17 protein-coding genes and 1 tRNA gene are annotated in these 17887 nt (G+C 60.6%); 7 read left to right on the forward strand and 11 right to left on the reverse strand.

What is annotated here, in order from left to right; translation table 11 throughout:
• Nucleotide 1: 1 nt before the first annotated feature.
• Nucleotides 2-979, reverse strand: coding sequence for a DctP family TRAP transporter solute-binding subunit (locus KUV72_RS06815; protein WP_206941943.1), 978 nt, complete (start codon nucleotides 977-979; stop codon nucleotides 2-4).
• A 436-nt stretch (nucleotides 980-1415) separates the two neighbouring features.
• Between KUV72_RS06815 and KUV72_RS06820 the strand changes: the two genes are divergently transcribed.
• Entirely contained in the window at nucleotides 1416-3398 is a 1983-nt protein-coding gene (locus KUV72_RS06820) for a nitrate- and nitrite sensing domain-containing protein (protein WP_222237864.1), read from the forward strand.
• A 209-nt stretch (nucleotides 3399-3607) separates the two neighbouring features.
• On the opposite strand, the gene KUV72_RS06825 is transcribed toward KUV72_RS06820, so the two are convergent.
• Nucleotides 3608-3684, reverse strand: a tRNA-Arg gene (locus tag KUV72_RS06825).
• 243 nt (nucleotides 3685-3927) lie between these two features.
• Between KUV72_RS06825 and KUV72_RS06830 the strand changes: the two genes are divergently transcribed.
• Nucleotides 3928-4788, forward strand: a complete 861-nt coding sequence (locus tag KUV72_RS06830) for a c-type cytochrome (protein WP_315857863.1) — start codon at nucleotides 3928-3930, stop codon at nucleotides 4786-4788.
• Nucleotides 4789-4936: 148 nt separating this feature from the next.
• On the opposite strand, the gene rep is transcribed toward KUV72_RS06830, so the two are convergent.
• The 3 genes from rep to pyrE form a co-directional block, all read right to left on the reverse strand.
• Nucleotides 4937-7003, reverse strand: a complete 2067-nt coding sequence (rep, locus tag KUV72_RS06835; protein ID WP_206941947.1) for a DNA helicase Rep — start codon at nucleotides 7001-7003, stop codon at nucleotides 4937-4939.
• Complete coding sequence (trmL, locus tag KUV72_RS06840) at nucleotides 7000-7536, reverse strand: tRNA (uridine(34)/cytosine(34)/5-carboxymethylaminomethyluridine(34)-2'-O)-methyltransferase TrmL (RefSeq protein WP_222237865.1); 537 nt, start codon at nucleotides 7534-7536, stop codon at nucleotides 7000-7002. Before trmL ends, rep begins: the two co-directional genes overlap by 4 nt.
• Before the next feature lie 95 nt (nucleotides 7537-7631).
• Nucleotides 7632-8330 carry an orotate phosphoribosyltransferase gene (pyrE, locus tag KUV72_RS06845; protein ID WP_206941950.1) on the reverse strand — a complete coding sequence of 233 codons (699 nt, stop codon included), beginning with the start codon at nucleotides 8328-8330 and terminating at the stop codon, nucleotides 7632-7634.
• A gap of 109 nt (nucleotides 8331-8439) precedes the next feature.
• On the opposite strand from pyrE, the gene KUV72_RS06850 reads away from it, so the two are divergent.
• Nucleotides 8440-9207 (forward strand): exodeoxyribonuclease III, encoded by a 768-nt coding sequence (locus KUV72_RS06850; protein ID WP_206941952.1) that lies wholly within the window; start codon nucleotides 8440-8442, stop codon nucleotides 9205-9207.
• A gap of 118 nt (nucleotides 9208-9325) precedes the next feature.
• On the opposite strand, the gene rph is transcribed toward KUV72_RS06850, so the two are convergent.
• Nucleotides 9326-10063 carry a ribonuclease PH gene (gene rph, locus KUV72_RS06855; RefSeq protein ID WP_206941954.1) on the reverse strand — a complete coding sequence of 246 codons (738 nt, stop codon included), beginning with the start codon at nucleotides 10061-10063 and terminating at the stop codon, nucleotides 9326-9328.
• Between the two features lie 240 nt (nucleotides 10064-10303).
• On the opposite strand from rph, the gene KUV72_RS06860 reads away from it, so the two are divergent.
• The 3 genes from KUV72_RS06860 (at nucleotide 10304) to KUV72_RS06870 (ending at nucleotide 13009) form a co-directional block, all read left to right on the forward strand.
• Nucleotides 10304-11167, forward strand: coding sequence for a YicC/YloC family endoribonuclease (locus KUV72_RS06860; protein WP_222237866.1), 864 nt, complete (start codon nucleotides 10304-10306; stop codon nucleotides 11165-11167).
• 374 nt (nucleotides 11168-11541) lie between these two features.
• Nucleotides 11542-12762 (forward strand): tyrosine-type recombinase/integrase, encoded by a 1221-nt coding sequence (locus KUV72_RS06865; RefSeq protein ID WP_035414229.1) that lies wholly within the window; start codon nucleotides 11542-11544, stop codon nucleotides 12760-12762.
• Between the two features lie 61 nt (nucleotides 12763-12823).
• Entirely contained in the window at nucleotides 12824-13009 is a 186-nt protein-coding gene (locus tag KUV72_RS06870) for a helix-turn-helix transcriptional regulator (protein ID WP_035414227.1), read from the forward strand.
• Between the two features lie 213 nt (nucleotides 13010-13222).
• Here KUV72_RS06870 and KUV72_RS06875 read toward each other — a convergent pair whose 3' ends face one another.
• The 5 genes from KUV72_RS06875 to KUV72_RS06895 all read right to left on the reverse strand — a co-directional run bounded on the left by KUV72_RS06875 (nucleotide 13223) and on the right by KUV72_RS06895 (nucleotide 16365).
• Nucleotides 13223-13834 (reverse strand): lambda exonuclease family protein, encoded by a 612-nt coding sequence (locus KUV72_RS06875; protein WP_035470208.1) that lies wholly within the window; start codon nucleotides 13832-13834, stop codon nucleotides 13223-13225.
• Between the two features lie 60 nt (nucleotides 13835-13894).
• Entirely contained in the window at nucleotides 13895-14632 is a 738-nt protein-coding gene (locus tag KUV72_RS06880) for an ERF family protein (protein WP_035470206.1), read from the reverse strand.
• A gap of 11 nt (nucleotides 14633-14643) precedes the next feature.
• Nucleotides 14644-14829, reverse strand: coding sequence for a hypothetical protein (locus KUV72_RS06885; RefSeq protein WP_035470203.1), 186 nt, complete (start codon nucleotides 14827-14829; stop codon nucleotides 14644-14646).
• 96 nt (nucleotides 14830-14925) lie between these two features.
• A complete protein-coding gene (locus tag KUV72_RS06890) occupies nucleotides 14926-15894 on the reverse strand; it encodes a DUF932 domain-containing protein (protein ID WP_035470200.1) in 969 nt (322 codons plus the stop codon).
• Nucleotides 15895-16032: 138 nt separating this feature from the next.
• Nucleotides 16033-16365, reverse strand: a complete 333-nt coding sequence (locus tag KUV72_RS06895; RefSeq protein ID WP_035470198.1) for a hypothetical protein — start codon at nucleotides 16363-16365, stop codon at nucleotides 16033-16035.
• A gap of 766 nt (nucleotides 16366-17131) precedes the next feature.
• Between KUV72_RS06895 and KUV72_RS06900 the strand changes: the two genes are divergently transcribed.
• Entirely contained in the window at nucleotides 17132-17827 is a 696-nt protein-coding gene (locus KUV72_RS06900; protein ID WP_035470195.1) for an inovirus-type Gp2 protein, read from the forward strand.
• The last annotated feature ends 60 nt before the right edge of the window (nucleotides 17828-17887 follow it).

The raw sequence follows: 17887 nt of genomic DNA on the forward strand, positions 1-17887 counted from the left end.
CTCACTGACCTTCACGATAGCGCTTGACCAGACCCATCAGCTCGCTGCCGAACACGTCTTCGTAGTCTGACCAGACACCCTGTACCGCCGCATTGAAGGGCGCGGTATCGACCTGGTTGACGCTCATGCCTTCTGCTTCGAGCTCGGCCACCAGGCGCGAGTCATCTTCCTGGGTCATGCGACGCTGCTCATCCCGCCACTGGTTCGCCAGCGTCTGGACGACCGTCTGATCCTCCTCGGACAGTCGCTGCCATACCGTATTGGCAACGGTCAGGCAGGCGGGCGCCCAGACATGTCCGGTCAACGAGACATAGTCCTGCACCTCGAAGAACGACGAGGAGTGGATGATGGACAGCGGATTCTCCTGAGCGTCGAACACGCCTTGCTGGAGTGCCGAGTAGAGCTCACCAAAGGACAGGGGAGCGGGGCTCGCGCCAAGGGCGGTGAAGGTGTCCAGGCGCATCTTGTCCGGAGTCACCCGAATCTTGAGGCCGGCCAGGTCCTCGGGCGTTTCCACCGGAGCGCGGTTGTTGGTGACGTGGCGGAAACCGTTTTCCCACCAGGACAGAATCTTCATGTTGTAACCCGCGGCGATCTCTTCCAGCGCGCTACCCAGGTCACCGTCGTAGGCGGCATAGGCGTCTTCGCGGTCCGCCCAGGAATAGGGCAGCTCGACGATGCCAAAGCGTGCATCAAGCGGCTGGAAGGAGCCGCACCCGATGACTCCCGCCGGAACGCTGCCAATCTGCATGCCTTCCACCATGGTCTTCTCGTTGCCGAGCTGGCCACTGGGAAAGACCTGGAAATTGACGCGCCCTTCGGTCGCCTCGCGCACGTCGTCGGCGAAGCCTTCCGCGGCGATATGCCAGCTATGGGTGGGTGCCAGCACGTGGCCCAGCTTGATATCGAGAGCGTGAGCGGAAGAAGACAGTCCGGCAAAGGCGCCAAGCGCCAGCACACCAAGTGTTCTTGAGTTCATGAGTCTGCCCGAGTGATGTTGTGATTGTGGGAAACGGGACCAGCAGGACGCAGGCCTACCGGCATCACAAGAGAGTCGGACAGGGGGATGTATAAGACAATTTTCGAGATTTTATTCTTTGAATAAGCATGGCTTATTCAAGACCGTCACTGCATGTCGGCCACCCGCTGCTCCACGGCCAGGACAACGCGCTGCGACACGGCGACGACTAACGCTACCGGTGAAGAAAACGCACTACCTCTTCGGTGTAAAAAGCCCGTTCCGGTGACTCAGATCATCCCCCCCAGCGGCAATGGCACAAGCTCCTCAACCTTGCTTCATCACAGGTCGATAACCCTCGCATCACCGCTACTCGCAGCCGTCATGGGGGAAGTGAGCACTCGCCCCTTCCTCCTTGCGGCAGGCGATAGCACTCTTTCATCGCGAGCCCGTACCCATGACACCACTTCTCAATCGCCTGAGCATGGGAGGTAAATTCCTCCTCGTGCTGTCTATCCCCTTGTTGGCCATCACATGGATCACCATCACGACGGTCATCGACCGCATGGCAGTCGTTGCCGAGATGGAGGATCTGCAGGAGATGGCCACTCTCAGCAGATATGCGGGCAACCTGGTGCATCAGCTTCAGCGTGAGCGGGGCATGACCGCTGCGTTTGTCAGCAGCCATGGCGTCAACTACCGCACGGAGCTGCCTGGACAGCGGCAGGCAACCAGCGCCGAAGCGGAAGCCTTTAACGACCATGTCGCTGCGATCGACTTTTCTCAGCACGACGCCAGGGTTGAGGCGCAGGTCAAGCATGCACTGGGCCTGCTCCAGGAGACGGACCAGCTGCGCCAGCGCGCCGACAACCTCGCGGCAAGTGCCGAGGACGTCACGGATGCTTACAGCGCGATCAACGAGGCGCTGATCGACATCGTCGCCAAGGAGACCTTCGGCATTGATCAGGGAGACGTCTCGCGGCAATTGACCGCCTACTACGATCTGCTGAACATCAAGGAGCTTGCCGGGATCGAGCGTGCGGTGCTGGCCGCTGCCTTCAGCGCCGACTCCCTGTCGACCAGCATGTTCAGAAAGCTCCTCGCGCTGATCGTGAAATCCGACGTCCACAGGAAGAACTTCCTTGAGCTGTCGCCACAGGACAGCCAGCTCGCGCTGCAGGAGTTGCTCGACAGTCCTCTGGGCACAGAGCTCGCCACCATGCGCGAGGTGGTCTTCGACAAGTCGACACGTGGTGGCTTCGGTATCGATCCCCACACCTGGTTCGACGCCCAGACAGCCTTTATCGATGGCTTGAAAGACGTTGCCATGAATACCGAGAAGACGCTCTACGAGACGACCGAACACCTTCAGCAACAAGCCCTCGAGCAACTGATCTACCAGGGGCTTGTCATGCTGGCGGTGGTGATCATCACCCTGACCTTCTCGCTCATCACGGCACGCAGCGTGGTGCGACCACTGTCGACCGCGGTGGCGGAGATCAGCAAGCAGAAAGAAGACCTGACCAAGCGCCTGGAGGTGGCTGGCGCCGATGAACTGTCGACACTCTATCGGGCCTTCAACGTCGCCTTGAGCAACATGGCGAGCCTGGTGATCAACCTGAAGCACGGCTCCAGTACCGTCGAGGCGGTGAGTGGCGAGATTGCCCGGGACAATCAGGACCTGGCCAGCAGAACGGAACAGCAGGCCGCCTCACTGGTCGAGACCGCTTCCAGCATGGAACAGATCACGGCGACCGTGAAACAGACCTCGGACTCCGCTCAGCAGGCCCAGGCAATGACCCGAGAGGTGGCCAGTCGAGCCAGCAACGTCAGCCACAATGCCGCCCAGACCCGTGAGGCCATGGCAGACATACGTGACGCCAATAAGGAGGTCACCAAGATCGTCGAAGCGATAGACGATATTGCCTTCCAGACCAATATCCTTGCCCTTAACGCCTCCGTAGAAGCGGCACGTGCCGGTGATCAAGGACGAGGGTTTTCCGTGGTGGCCTCGGAGGTCCGAAAGCTCGCCAGTCGTTGTGCGGAGGAGGCCACCCTCATCCGCCAGTTGATCAACACGAACACGCAGCGAGTCGATCGGGGGGAGCAGCTGGTGGTGTCTACCAGTGAGGCCCTGGACACCATTTCTGAGCATGCCCAACGCACGGCGACGCTGGTCTCCGAGATCTCTATCGCCGCTAGCGAGCAGTCTCTGGGCATTGAGCAGGTCAACCAGGCACTGGCACAGCTGGAAGACGTGACCCAGCAAAACGCCAACCTGGTGGTAAGGGTGGCGGCGGCAGGCCAGGCGCTGGATCAACGCGCCCGTGAGATGGCCGCATTAGTGGGGCGCTTCAAGGTTGACGACTCGGACAGCCACTTGAGGACGGACAGCGCTTCACCGCTGGCAGATGCGTCGTCTTCGTCACTACAAACATGACCTGGATCATCGAAAGCGCTGACTATCGACCGGGTCAAACATCGAGCAAAACGTGCTCTTTCGATCAGAAAACCCGCCGTTTCAAGCAGATGGGACGCGTATGAAAGCCTTGCTCTGCACAGCCCAGAAGGATCGCCAGCAAACCTGAAACGCCCCTTCTCCCGAAACGAAAAAAGGCTTACGAACGTGTCGTAAGCCTTTGAATTCTATGGCGCGCCCTAAAGGATTCGAACCTTTGACCTTTGCCTCCGGAGGGCAACGCTCTATCCAGCTGAGCTAAGGGCGCGCGATGCCGTGGACAGCTGCCACACGGCGAGCCATATCCTACATCGGGCGCCACTCAGTGTCCACCCGATGGCGCACGCTACGGGCTATTACGCGCCTTTGCGCCAGGGTGGGGCATTTTCCCGCTTTCGGCGTTGTCGCTATACTGCCGGCACAGCGTGACGCCCGGCGAGGGGGTATCAAGAGCTCGGCGCCACCGATACAAAAACTGTGATTCAGTAGACCGTCACTAGAGGTGGAGAGAGTGAAATCCAGCAAGCTGATCTTGGGGTGCCTGATCACCCTGGGCCTGGCCACAGGCCAGGCAATGGCGCAGGACGACGCCGCACGGGACGCCATGGCCGAGCGCCTGGCACCGGTGGGATCGCTCTGCCTCGAGGGCCAGGACTGCGGCAGCGCGGCCATGGCGGCAGCAGGGGGCGACGGCGGAGGTGCATCGGGTGGCGCCGACGGCGAAGCCGTCTATGGCAGCATCTGCATGGCCTGCCATGATACCGGCGTCGCCGGCGCGCCCAAGCGCGGCGACGAAGCCGCCTGGGCCGAGCGCACCACCAAAGGCTTCGACACGCTGTTGGATCATGCGCTGAATGGCTTCAATGCCATGCCTGCCCGCGGCGGCAACCCCAACCTGTCCGACGAGGAAGTCCATGCAGCGGTGGCCTACCTGGTGGAACCGGTGATGGACGTGCCGGCAGCCGACGCAGCCGCCACCGAAGATGCCTCGGCAGACGCTGCCGCGTCAGAAGAGACGGCGGCTGAGGACACGGCTGCCGCTGACACCGCCGCCAGCGATCCTGCAGCGGAAGACCAGGCAGCAAACGACGAAGCGGCAGCTGACGGCGCTGCGGTGGAGATGGATCCCGCTGTTGCCGCCATTGACGGCGCTGCGGTCTACGGTGGTATCTGCATGGCCTGCCATGAGGCGGGTATCGCTGGCGCCCCGGTGCGCGGTGATGCTGCCGCCTGGGAGCCGCGTCTGGCCCAGGGCTTCGAGACCCTGTACGACCACGCCATCAACGGCTTCAATGCCATGCCGCCCAAGGGAGGCAATCCGAGCCTGTCCGACGATGAGATCAAGGCCGCGGTTCACTACATGGTCCAGTAAGGGCTGACTCATCACTGGCTATCTCATCACGAGATGCTGCGGGGCGCCCAAGGGCGCCCCGCCGTCGTTGGCGCTACCCTTCACCCCCACCATTTCACCGCAACCCTTTATCCACACCGCCTACCACGAAAAAGGGGTGTGGATAACGTTAATCCAGTAGCGAGCGAAGCCCCGCAATCGCGCTCTTGCCACGCTCCTGCTTGCGATCCGGGTCCTCCCGGTCGGCGCGCCCTTCCCACTCCAGGTCATCCGGCGGCAGTTCATCCAGGAAGCGACTGGGCACACAGTCCATCAGCTCACCGTAGGCCTTGCGCTGGCGGGCCAGGGTCATGGTCAGGGTACGTCGGGCGCGGGTGATGCCCACATACGCAAGGCGGCGCTCTTCTTCCACCGTGCCGGCTTCGATGGAGTTTCGGTGGGGCAGCAGCTCCTCCTCCAACCCCATCAGGTAGACGTGGGGAAACTCGAGGCCTTTTGACGCGTGCATGGTCAACAGCTGCACCCTGTCCGAGTCATCCTCTTCGGCCTGCTGTTCGAGGATGTCACGCAGCACCAGGCGCGAAATGGCTGACTCCACGTCGTCCGTCTCGGTATCGGTGCTGGCGGTGTTTTCCTCAGGGTCCGACTGCATCGACTTTTCCAACTGGTCGATCAGGATCCACACGTTGGCCATGCGCCGCTCGGCAATAGTGGGAGCACTGGCGTTCTGATAGAGCCAGGCCTCGTAGTCCATCTCGCGCATCATCTCGCGGATCGCGGCGATGGCGTCGCCCTGGTCCATCCGCCGACGTACGCCGTCGATGAAGTGGGTAAAGCGTGTCAGGCGCTCCACCGCGCGGGCCGGCAACTGTTCGGCAAGCCCCAGCTCATGGCAGGCGGCAAACAGCGATACGCCCCGCTCGGTGGCGTAGTTGGCGAGCTTCTCAAGTGTCGTCGGGCCGATCTCGCGGCGCGGCACGTTGACGATTCGCAAGAACGCATTGTCGTCTGCTGGATTGATCAGCAGCCGCAGATAGGCCATGGCGTCCTTGATCTCGCCACGGGAGAAAAACGAGGTGCCGCCGGACAGCTTGTACGGAATCTGGTAGTGCTGCAGCTTCAACTCCAGCAGGCGCGCCTGGAAATTGCCGCGGTAAAGCACGGCGAAGTCCCGCCATTCGGCGCGCTCCTTGATTCGCCGGGTCAGGATCTCGCTAGCGACGCGCTCCGTCTCCGCCTCTTCATGGCGGGTTACCACCACACGAATGGGATCGCCCTGGCCCATGTCCGACCACAGGGTCTTGTCGTAGACGTGGGGGTTGTTGGCGATCAGCGTGTTGGCGGCGCGCAGGATGATGCCGGTGGAGCGATAGTTCTGCTCCAGCTTGATGACGTTAAGCCGCGGAAAATCCTCCCCCAGGGTGACCAGGTTTTCCGGCCTGGCGCCGCGCCAGGCGTAGATGGACTGGTCGTCATCGCCAACCACGGTAAAGGTCTGGCGCTCGGACATCAGCATGCGCACCAGCATGTACTGGCTGACGTTGGTGTCCTGATATTCATCTACCAGCATGTAGTGAATCTTGCGCCGCCAGCGCGCCAGCGCCTCAGGATCGTCACGCAGCAGCACCACCGGCAGCAGGATCAGGTCATCGAAGTCCACCGCGTTGTACGCCTTGAGGTGACGCACATAGGCCTCATAGACCCGCGCCGCATACTGTTCGTCTTCCGTGGCAGCATGGGACAGCGCCTGCCCCGGCAGCACCAGGTCATTCTTCCAGTTGGAGATCACTGCCTGGACCTGATTGATCTGGTCGGCGTCGACCTGGGCATCCTTGTTCATCAGGTCGCGCAGCAGCGCCTTGGCATCTTCCGGGTCGAACAGCGAAAAGCCCGGCTTGTAGCCCAGCGCCTTGAGCTCACCGCGGATGATATTGAGGCCAAGGGTATGAAAGGTGGAGACGGTAAGGCCGTGGCCCTCGCGGCCCTGCAGCATCGAGCTGACCCGCTCCTTCATTTCCCGGGCTGCCTTGTTGGTAAAGGTCACCGCGGCAATACGGCGGGCGCTCATGCCGCATTCCTGGATCAGGTAAGCGATCTTGGTGGTGATCACGCTGGTTTTACCGGAACCGGCCCCGGCCAAGACCAGACAAGGCCCATCGATGTAGTGGACGGCCTCACGCTGACGCGGGTTGAGGCCCCGGATACGTTCACGGATGGTCTTCACGGGAGCGTTCATGCGTCTTCCTGGGCGCCGCCATGGGCACCTGCATTGACCGCCTGCGGCGCTTCGGCTACCGGGTCCAGCTGCAGCGCACCGGCAAAGTCGAGCTGTCGCCAGGCTTCAAACACCAGCACCGCACAGGCATTGGACAGGTTCAGACTACGACTATCCTCGAGCATCGGGATGCGCAGGCGCTGAGACGCGGGCAGCGCATTGAGCATGGCCTGAGGCAGGCCGCGGGTCTCGGGGCCGAATACCAGGGCGTCACCAGCGCGATAGTCGGGCTCGTGGTAGCCGCGACGTCCACGGGTGGAGACGGCAAAGATGCGCTCTGGCGCCACCTCACCGACGAAGGCATCCCAGTCGGCGTGCACCCTGACCCTGGCCCATTCATGGTAGTCCAGGCCCGCGCGCTTGAGCCGCTTATCGTCTAGGGTGAAACCTAGCGGCTCAATAAGGTGCAGACGAAATCCGGTATTGGCGCACAGCCGAATCAGATTGCCGGTATTCGGCGGAATTTCGGGTTGATACAGCACCACGTCGAGCATGAGACATCACCAGGATGGCGGAGGACGATGTGAGGCAGGGAGATCACCGAGGCCCTCGGTGGACACAGGCCTCGGCGCAGGGATGCGAACAAGCGTCAGGCGCTGACCCCATAGCGTTCGCGATAGGCGCGAATGGCGTCGGCGTGAACCTGGAGAGTATCGCCCCCGGTTTCTTCGAGGTAAGCCAATACCTGGTCGAGCCCCACGATGCTGACCACCGGGATGCCAAACTCGGCCTTGACCTGCTGGATAGCGCTCTTGTCGGTGTCGTCGCTGGCGCGCTCCTGACGATCCAGCGCGACCACCACGCCCGCCGCCTGAGCACCGGCGCCGTCGATCAGGCCCATTACCTCGCGAATCGCGGTACCCGCGGTGATCACATCATCGATGATCATGATGCGGCCAGACAGCGCGGCCCCCACGATGTTACCGCCCTCACCATGATCCTTGGCCTCCTTGCGATTGAACGCAAAGGGCATGTCGCGGTCATGATGATCGGCCAATGCCACTGCCGTGGTGGCAGCCAGGGAGATGCCTTTGTAAGCGGGGCCAAACAGAACGTCGGCGTCGATACCGCTGTGCTCGATGGCCTTGGCATAGAAGCGGCCGAGACTGGCCAGAGCACGCCCGGTCTTGAACAGGCCGGCATTGAAGAAGTACGGGCTCACCCGCCCGGACTTCAGGGTGAACTCGCCAAAGCTGAGTACGCCCTCGCCGATGGCGAATTCGATGAATTCCCGCTGGTAGGGGTGAAGGCGCGCCGCGCCTGGCTGTTGTGGTGCCTTGTCAGCCACGAGGCCTCCTGTCCAATTGCCTGGCCTTATCACGTTTTTCTCGAACGGCCATTTACCCAAACGTCGAAACGTCGGGTATCATACACGCGCGACGCAAAAGGGACCACGTATGAAAATCGCCACTATCAATGTGAACGGCATCCGCGAGGCCGTCGGTCGAGGCTTTCTCGACTGGCTTGCCAACCAGGACGCCGACGTTGTCTGCGTCCAGAACATCAAGGCCAAAAGCTTCGAGCTGGACGACAGCATTCTTTACCCTGAGGGCTACGAGGGCTACTTCCTCGACGCCGAGCAGGACGGTTTTGCAGGGGTCGGCCTTTACTGCCGCAAAATCCCCAAGGCCATCATGTACGGCCTGGGCTTTCCCCAGTGCGACCACGAAGGCCGCTTCTTGCAGGCCGACTACGATCGCTTCTCGATCGCCAGTTTCCTGATGCCTGATGGCAGCGACCCCGCCGCCAAGCAGGCATTCATGGCGCAGTACCAGGAGTATCTGTCCAAGATGGCTCGCAAACGTCGCGAGTACATCATCTGCGGCACCTGGCACATCGCCCACAAGACCATCGATCTGGCCAACTGGTCCGACAACCAGACGACGCCAGGCTTCAAGGCCGAAGAGCGCGCCTGGATGGACCAGGTGTTCGGCCCCACCGGCTTCATCGATACCTTCCGCGAGATCAACCGCGATGGTGATGAATACACCTGGTGGCCGGCGCTGGATCAGGATCAGCCGCGCTCCCGCCAGGAGGGCTGGCGCCTGGACTACCAGATCGTCGGGCCGAACTTCCGCCGGCATATCACCGATGCCTGGATCGACTACGATGCAACCTTCTCTGAATTCGCACCGTTGATCGTCGAGTACGACCTGCAGCTGTAAGCCTCCCTACGTCGCCGTCAGGCCCTGGTCCGGGGCCTGGCACGAAAACGCCGGCCCCCTGTGAAGATGGGGGGCCGGCGTCATCGTTTGGGTGGCGCCACCGCTGGATGGTCGGCACTCAGCTACGGTTGCCCAGTGCCTCGCGCTGATGCTCGAACAGCTCATGACCGGCTTTCTCGGCCAGGTCGAGCATGGCGTTGAGCTGAGCGCGGGAGAAGGTGCCTGACTCGGCCGTGCCCTGTACTTCGATCAGCTCACCCGCTTCGCTCAGTACCACGTTCATGTCGGTATCGGCACTGGAGTCTTCCGGGTAGTCGAGATCCACCACCGGCTGACCGCGGTAGAGCCCCACCGACACCGAGCTGACCAGCTGCTCGAAGGGATCAGTCTTGATCAGCTTTTCTCGCTGCAGGTAGCGAACCGCATCGATCAGTGCCACACAGCCACCGGTGATGGAAGCGGTGCGGGTGCCGCCATCGGCCTGGATCACGTCGCAGTCCACGGTAATGGTGAACTCGCCAAGCTTCTTGAGATTGACCGAGGCGCGCAACGAGCGTCCGATCAGGCGCTGGATTTCCAGGGTGCGACCGCCCTGCTTGCCGCGTGACGCCTCGCGTCCGCTGCGTGAGTGGGTGGCCCGGGGCAGCATGCCGTATTCGGCCGTCACCCAGCCCTGCTTCTTGCCTCGCAGCCAACGGGGCACACCGGCCTCGACGCTGGCGTTGCACAGCACCTTGGTATCGCCGAATTCCACCAATACCGAGCCCTCGGCATGACGGGTATAGTCACGGGTCAGGCGAATCTCGCGGGTCTGATCAAAAGCGCGTCCGCTGGGACGACGAATGTCGGAGGACATGGCACCTCTCTTGGTCGACATCACGCCTGGGCCAGGTAGACAACGCGACCTGACCGGGGCGACGACACCGATCATGGAATGAAAACAGGGCCGACCATTCTACACGCCTTGGCCGACGAATCGGGTACACTGCCGAGAACCACCAGACAACCGCCATCAGCCAAAGGCATGAGCCGCACCCTGTCCTGGTGTCCGTCCCCGTTGCCACCACTGCCGCAGCCGCCCAATCAGGAGATCACCATGGTTCACAGCATGACCGCCTTCTCGCGCCAGGACCTGGAAGCCGACTGGGGTAGCCTGCAGCTCGAGTTGCGCAGCGTGAACCAGCGCTACCTGGAACCGCACTTTCGCCTGCCGGAAGCCCTGCGCGACCTGGAACCCGGCTTTCGCGACGCCCTGCGCAAGCGCCTGGCCCGAGGCAAGATCGAATGCACGCTGCGCTTCGAGGCAAGCGAGTCCGGGGCGAGTCTGAGCGTCAACCGCGAACGCCTGGGAGCACTGTCATCCGCGCTGGGCGAAGTGCGTGCCGTCATTCCTGAAGTGCATATGCCTGATGCACTGGCCATGCTCGGCCATCCGGGGGTGCTGGAAAGCAGCGGCCTGGATATCGAGGCGGTCAAGTCCGCCGCCCAGCAGATGTTCCAGCAGGCGCTGAATGACCTGGTGGAAGGTCGCGCCCGTGAAGGCGAGCAGCTCAAGACCCTGATCGAGGAGCGGCTGAGCGCCATCCACGACCTGGTGGCGGAAGTCCGGGAAAAAATGCCCGACATACTCGAACGTCAGCGCACCCAGCTGGAAGACAAGCTCGTCAGCCTGCAGGTCGAGCTGGACCCCCAGCGACTGGAAGCCGAAGTGGTGCTGATGGCACAGAAGGCCGACGTCGCCGAAGAGCTGGACCGGCTCGACACCCACGTCACCGAGGTAGGCCGCCAGCTCCGCCAGAAAGGCCCCATCGGCCGCCGCCTGGACTTCCTGATGCAGGAACTGAACCGCGAAGCCAACACCCTGTCATCCAAGTCCGTAGTCGCCGACACCACCCGCTGCGCGGTGGAATTGAAGGTGTTGATCGAGCAGATGCGCGAGCAGATTCAGAACATCGAGTAGAATCCACCAAAGGCCATCAAAAACCATTAAACCAATGTTTTTAAATGGAAAAAAGGTGCAAGAAGTCCACCAAGTTCCACCAACCTCCCCGGAAATCCAGATCATATAGGGGAGTAAAACGGGGAGAAAAAGTATTGCCTCTCCTCCCTCCGACACATACCCTTACAGATACTCCCCAGCTATGTCGATCCGAGTGCATGACCGGGAGCAAGTGGGGGGGTGCCCGCTGGCACTCTAAATGCCGTTGGAAAAAGGCCCACTAGGCGCCAGTGACGAGCTCATATGACATTAAGCCGACTATCTAGCCCAAGCCTAGCCCGAGTAGTTATCAAACGGTCGTTTGTTTTATTTTCCGCGGGGGACGAGAGGAAATAATGGGAAGCCTTACCGCCAAGAAGAGCCAGTCGCTTGTCAAGGAGGGTAAAGCAGGGCGCTACAGCGACGGCAACGGCCTATACCTGATGATACCGAGGAAAGGAACTCCTTACTGGATGTTGCGATACACGCTGTTTGGCAAGCGGCGTGAGATGACGCTGGGCAAACATGCCCACCTCTCTCTCGCCGAGGCTCGGACGAAAGCGGTTGAAAACCAGAAGTCTATACGCGAAGGCCTTGACCCCATCGAGGAACGCAAACGCGATAGCCAAGCCTTGATCAGGACAGTGGAGGACCTGTTTGCTGACTGGTACCCAGAGCTAGAGAGAAGACTCAAGCACCCAGCTATCCCAAAGCGGATATACAAAAAAGAAGTGGCGCCCCTCATCGGGGGTAGATCGCTGGATGCTGTCACCCCAATTGATATCCGTGAAATAATTAGAAGAGTAACAAATAGCGGTAGGCCGACAATAGCTAATGACACACTGATGTATCTTAAACAGATGTTCAACCACGCCATAAAACTGGGAATTTTAACTTACAACCCAGCATCCGCTTTCAACGTCAACGACGCAGGCGGTATTGAGAAAAGCCGCGATAGGGTTTTGAGCCTCGATGAGATTCGCAACGTTTTCCAAGCCTTCAGAGACAATAGCGACAGCTTCAGCCGCGACAACTACCTCGCCTGCGCGCTACTGCTCGTCCTGGGGGTACGTAAGACCGAACTTACCGAAGCCCAGTGGTCAGAATTCGACCTTAAGAACGGCCGGTGGAACCTGAGCGGTGAGCGCAGTAAGACAGGCGCCGGGATCGTCATTCCCCTCCCACCGCAAACCATCGGCTGGCTGGAAGAGCTCAAGATCCGTGCCTGCGGCTCGGACTATGTCTTTCCTAATCGCCGCAGCAGTAAGCGGGCCCACATGGGCAAAGACACGCTGAATCGTGCCATTGCCAAGCTATTTGGCAAGGAGCCTGGCAAGAAGCCGCAACCAGAGAACCGGATGGGCGATATCACCGAGTTTACTGTGCATGATCTACGCCGCACCTGCCGCAGCTTGCTCGCTGCCGTTGGTGTACCGGGGCATGTCGCGGAGCGTTGCTTGAATCACAAGCTCAAGGGCGTCGAAGGCATCTACGACCGTTACGACTACTTCGACGAGCGAAAAGAAGCGATTATCAAGGTCGCAAATCTTCTTGGCCCTGCAATAAATCTTCCCTAACTCACAACGTAAATTTCTACATACCAACAACATCTCATGAGCCAATTCTGGAGAAAGCGCCATGAGACTAATCAAGCTTAAAGATGTCACCAGCCTTACAGGTCTTGCACGCTCCACCATTTACAAATACATTTCCGAAGAAAGATTCCCAAAACCAGTATCCTTGGGAGAAAGAAATGTCGCCTGGGTAGAGGAAGAAATTCAGGACTGGATCCTAGAAAAAATAGCCGAAAGAGACCTTGCATAAATAGGGTAAAAAAACACGCTCGTCATTCCACCTAGCCGCAACATTCCCGCCGACTAAAAAAATACCGCTCCACCAGCCGACACAGCTTCCTAAGCAGGAAGCTGTGTCGGCATTATCATGTTATTTTTTCAAAGGCATCCCCTCTCAGCGAAGGACACCACCTCCTCACTGCCAACCACTAGGCGTGTAAATCCACCAGGTTTTCATCAGGCATCAGGCCGCCATGACCATGGCCATGCGACGATCAAGCTCCTCGTAGAAGGCCTCGACCCGCTCGGCGATGGTGCGAATCATCACCTCGTCCCGGTAGGCCCGCTTCACGAACAGCGGCATCCCCGGCCAGTAGCTAACGAAGTCGATCCATTCCCGCTCGCTGACCCACAGGCCGCCCTGGCACTGAGCGACGTGCTCTTGAGGTAGCTCGTCGGCCAGCAGCAGCTCGATCTGGTACTTGGGCAGCTTGGTCTTGATCTCCACCAAGCCATTGGTATCCACCAGGCAGTCCGGCGAATAGCCCACACCGTGGTTGAGGATGATGCCGACCTGCGCCAGGCGGGGCAGACCGGTGGCCTCGTGATAGAGCTCCCGGGCCACGGGCTCCAGCTCATGGCCGCGCTGGGTGTGGGCATTGCCCTGAAAGGCATCGGACGGCTCGCCGGTGATGCGCTCTCCGATCAGTTGATGCATGTAGCTGAGGGCCCCGGCACCGAAGCCGCCCGGTCCCTTGCCCTTGACCAGCAGAGTCTTCAGCTCGGACATGGTGACGATACCCAGACGGGCGGCATGCCACTCGGGCGTGCCCTGGTCCAGCGCCAGTATCTGCATGACGTTCTCCTTCTCGATGACACGGCATAGGCCGCGAGGGGAGGTCCCTTCGCCGCCCGATCAGTGATGTTGATGGTTGGGCTGCGCCCGCTTCTGCAGGGAGGCACGCAATCTGTCGAAGTCGCCGCGCGGCACCTGCTCAGCGTCGCCGTACTTGCCGACGAACCACTCCTGGGTCGCAGGAGGACAGGCGGCGATCAGCTGCCGGATCTGCCCGGCCTGGAAAGGGGTGACGAGTTTGACCGGGGCGGCGGCCTGACCGTTGTCGTCCTGGCCGCGGGTGGTGATGTTGAGCAGTGCGCAGAGCACGTAGCGCTTGCCGTAGCTGGTAGAGGAGCCGAAGGCCTGAACGGCGTTCTTGCTGCCGCTGGTATCGGCCGGCAACAGCATGCTGGTCTCTTCCCGATGGCCGTCCTGGTGCATCAGCACGCCGGTGACCTGGATGCCGCGTTCCTGGGTCTGAATGCGGAAGCTCACCGCGAAGCCGTACTTTTTCATGATCGGGCGCACGGTATCGACGATGTCCTCCAAGGTGGCGTAGTGACCGTTGTTGGTCTTGCCACGCTCGGCGATGCTCGGCAGTTCGGTCTGCATGGCCGCCATCGCGGCGCTGTAGGCCATCAGCGCCTGGCGGTCGAGCACACGCTCCTGCATCTGGAGCAGACGCTCCATCTTGTCGATGTCGACCTCGGGATTGAGTGCGGCCCGCTCGATCACCTGGATGATCGCGGTGCTGTCCTGGGTGGCCTGTGCGACCGGTGCCTGGTTGGCGGTCTTGGGATGAATAGGGGTTGCCATGATGGCCTCCGTTATCGATAGCGTTGGATGACGTCAGGGAGCTGCTCGATCGGGACCGGCTCCAGGGACACGGCCACGCGATAGACCTGCCCCTTGGCCAGAACGTGGGTTTCGGTTGCCTGTTCGCCGGCCTCCAGCAGCTGACGGGTCAGCTGGGTCAGGGCCCGGCATATCTCGAACGTCATGGGCGATTGCATTGGTATCTCCTGAAACAGTAGCGCCCGGCCTTTGAAGGGGCCGGGCGCTCTGCCGCGATGAGGGAAAGGCTGGGTGGATGTTTTGCTGAGTGATGATCAGCCCACCAGCGCAAGGGCAGACTCCAGCGCCTTGTCCTTGAGGCCGGCGCCCTGGCCGAACCAGGCGGAGTCCATGCGGTAGTCGTTGCTGCGGGCGCGCTTCTCGTGATCCACGTACTCGGTGACCGCATTGAGTAAGCCCCAGGCGGTGCCTTGCGCCGTGCACAGCTGAGAGCCGCGCCCCTCACCCTGATAGAGCTTCTGGACGCGATTGAGGGCGCGAACGTTGGGCAGCTTGGACGGATCGTCCATCGGCGCCTCGGCGTTGCAGACCACCGACTGGAAGTAGGTTCTCGCTTCCTCCTGGCTGACCTTGCGCTCAGCCAGGGTCTTCAAGCGGTACATGAAGTCGTCCCACTGGGACACGGAGATCCCCAGCTGCTGCTTGACCAGCTGAGGGCGAAACTCGGTGCTATGTGGCACTTTCACGCCCTGGGAGGTGCCATCCACCGCGATGGTCAGGGTGTTGTTGCAGACCACCCGCACGGACGTCGGGGTGGCGACGGTGGCCAACGAGCCGTCGCAGGAAGTGGCCAGCAGCAGGTAGTCGTTGACCTGATCCTGGCCCTTCAATGCCCCGCCCAGGCCGCTGCGCGCCAGGGCCCAGAACTTGCGGCCACCCTTGAGCACCCCGGCCGTCTCCAATTCGTATCCCGCGTATTCCGTGAGATCACGGTAGAACTCCAACACCTCCTCCGGTTGCACCACCTTGTAACGCTGGGAGACCACCGACAGTGGATCCTTGGTATCGGAGCGGTAGAGCACTTTCTGCTCGGGGAAGGAATGGATGCTGCCCAGGTGGCCAGCGCCGTCGGCAATGAAGCGCACCAGGGATTCCTCGATGTGCCAGTCCATGCCGGCCTGCTGTCGCCAGACTTCCAGCGGCTGATGACGAGACAGCTGCTGGCCCAGGCCATGCCAGGGGGTATCGCCAACGTAGGCCATTTGTTCGATCAGGTGTGCCATGGGGAAAGCTCCTTGAGAGTCGAGCACTGCATAACAGCCCGCTCCCCAAGGAAGCAGGCCGACCGTGAGCATGTTGATAAAGGGAGTCGCGGGATCATCGCTGAGCAGCGATGGACTCGTGAGACGGATCTTTAGGGGTCAATCGATATGGGGACGAAAGGTGTGGCCGCAGGCACGGCACTCGAGATTGTCGAGCACCTGATCATCCAGCTGACTACCCAGCCGTGCCCCAGCGACACCGCCTGCCGTGCCACCGACCAATCCACCAAAGACGGCTCCGGCGATACTGCCGACAGCGATCCCGACCGGACCGCCTACTGCGCCCACCAGGGCTCCGGCCTCGGCGCCACTCCAGGCGCCGGCCGCCCCACTGGCGGTACCGGCCACCGCCCCCGTGGAGCCTCCTACCTTCCGCCCGCGATGGCGCGACACGACCCGCAACGCGCCACAGCTGGGACAAGACATGGACATGACATTACCTCTTCCATCGAAAAAGACATGAGAACGAAGCCACCCGTCTGGGGCTTCAAGGAGGTAGTACAGGTTTGAAATTCGATTGAATCGACAACGGGCAAGATCCTGGGCGACACACCCGCAACATCATCGAGGTATACGTCAGCTACGGGAAAAAGCCGGGTTTTCCGGCCTCCGTCGGCTTCCTGAGCATGTTTCAGAACATCCGTCCGATGTTTCCCAGGATGACAAGCCAGGACGACGTAATATTTTACAGCGCTGTGAGATGGGATGCAGCGAAACCGTGACGTCATCGCGTCGCGGTGTCTTGTACGGATCGATAACGGAATTTCCCGAGAAAGTTAGTGACACCTCATTCGCCAGAAAACTGGGGCGATTGGCATGTCCAGGGATAGCGTTTCCCTGGGGTTCCGACATGCGTCACTGACGGGTAAGTATTATAGGGAGATTCACTAGACTCCTAACAGGGTCTACAGGGATAGGTCACTAGGTCATGATGGGCTCACTTGTGAAAGCCCATCCAGGATCATGAAGGATCATCCGAGGAGTGGTCCCATACAGACCACTCCCAATGAAACCATCACCCAACATGACCTTCTAGGGATTGACCTCACAGGCGACTGGAAAACGCCTGATGATGAAGTTCAAGTGAGCGACAGCATCACATCAAGGTCAGTACATACCGCTTCCTATTATCCTCCTATCGATCGACAAGACCATCGCTGCGGAATCTTTCACCATTCCCACAGCGAGGTATCTCCTCATGTTTCAACATCACCCCCTCTGCCATCCGCTTAACGACAAGCTGCGCCTTCACTACGAAGACATCTATCGAGGCTTTGACGTCCAGCATTGGACAGATGGCCCACTGGTCGTGAACTACCTGGAACGGTCCTTGCAGACCCTTGACGCCGTGACACGGATCAACCATTCCACCTTCATCTTTCGCGTGGATCTCCACTTCCCGGATGAGATGCCGCGTCTGCCGATGCATGAGACCAACGCCGTGCTGGCACGGTTCTTCTACTTCTTCCGCTACGAGCTCAAGCGGAGGCAAACCAAGTACCCGACCCAGCTGCACTACCTGTGGGCACGCGAGCAGGTCAACAGCGACAAGCCGCACTACCACCTGATGATCATGCTCAACAGGAACGCCTACGACAGCCTGGGGGCGTTCGGTCCAGATTGGTTCGGGGTCTACTCATTCAACAACCTCTACCACCGCATGATGCGTTCCTGGTTGAAGGCAATGGGGTTCGATCATGACGATCCACGCTTCCATCAGCTGATCCATGTCTGCAAAGACCCGGTCACAAAAGAGCCCTGGTCCTGCGCCCTGCATCGGGATGACTGGATAGCCATGAATGAGGCGGTATTCATGGCCAGCTATCTGTGCAAGGCCTTCAGTAAACCGTTCGGCCAGAGGGCGCATGTCTTCGATGGCAGTCGTCTTTGGTGATTGAGTGACATGGTATGGGTCCGTCCTAGGCGGACCCGTCCTACCTCTCTCAACATGGTG

Origin of the sequence: Halomonas sp. DP4Y7-1, assembly GCF_019800705.1 — a bacterium.
In the GTDB taxonomy this organism is placed as follows: Bacteria; Pseudomonadota; Gammaproteobacteria; order Pseudomonadales; family Halomonadaceae; genus Halomonas; species Halomonas litopenaei_A.